The sequence below is a fragment of the Burkholderia sp. Tr-862 genome (assembly GCF_011753085.1).
GTDB classification, from domain to species: domain Bacteria; phylum Pseudomonadota; class Gammaproteobacteria; order Burkholderiales; family Burkholderiaceae; genus Burkholderia; species Burkholderia ambifaria.
In genome coordinates this window covers 1-631 of sequence record NZ_VWWG01000409.1, presented here as the reverse complement: position 1 = coordinate 631, position 631 = coordinate 1, and the positions used below count along the sequence as shown (strand labels likewise).

The following is a 631-nucleotide window of genomic DNA, read 5'->3' as shown; positions in this document are numbered from 1 at the left end:
GGCGGCCGCGCACCGCGCGTTCGTTGCCCGCCGGCTGAGCCCGGGCGGCGCGGCCGACCTGCTGGCGATGAGCGTGTTCGTCGATGCGCTCGAAGCGGACGAGGAGGCGCGATGACGCTGGCGATCCTGTGTTCGGGGCAAGGCGCGCAGCGCGCGGACATGTTCGAGCTGACCGGCGCGCTGCCGCAGGCCGATGCGCTGTTCGCGCACGCCGGCCGGCTCCTCGGCGACGATCCGCGCAACTGGGTGCGGCACGCCGAACCGGACGCGCTGCGCGAGAACCGCGCCGCGCAGATCCTCTGCACGCTGCAGGCGCTCGCGGCGGCCGCGTTGCTCGATACGGTGTGGCCGCGGCGTCGCTGTGTCGCGGGATACAGCGTCGGGGAAGTCGCGTCGTGGAGCGTCGCGGGGATGATCGATCCGCACGACGCGCTGGATCTCGCCGATGCACGGGCGCGCGCCATGGACGCCGCGAGCGGCGGCGATGAACGGATGGCGTTCGTGCGCGGGCTGACGCGCGCGCGGCTCGCGCAGCTGTGCGACGGACGCGAGGCCGCGATCGCGATCGTCAATCCCGGCGACGCGTTCGTGGTGGCCGGGCGGCAGGCCGACGGCGCCGCGGTGGCCGACA

2 protein-coding genes are annotated in these 631 nt (G+C 74.8%); both read left to right on the top strand.

The features are described from left to right. A partial coding sequence (locus F3J14_RS35195) for a triphosphoribosyl-dephospho-CoA synthase (protein ID WP_211080438.1) occupies positions 1 to 115 on the top strand: 115 nt, incomplete at its 5' end. Continuing rightward, positions 112 to 631: acyltransferase domain-containing protein (locus tag F3J14_RS35190; RefSeq protein ID WP_166726786.1), on the top strand; the 520-nt coding region annotated here is incomplete at its 3' end. The genes F3J14_RS35195 and F3J14_RS35190, both read left to right, overlap by 4 nt.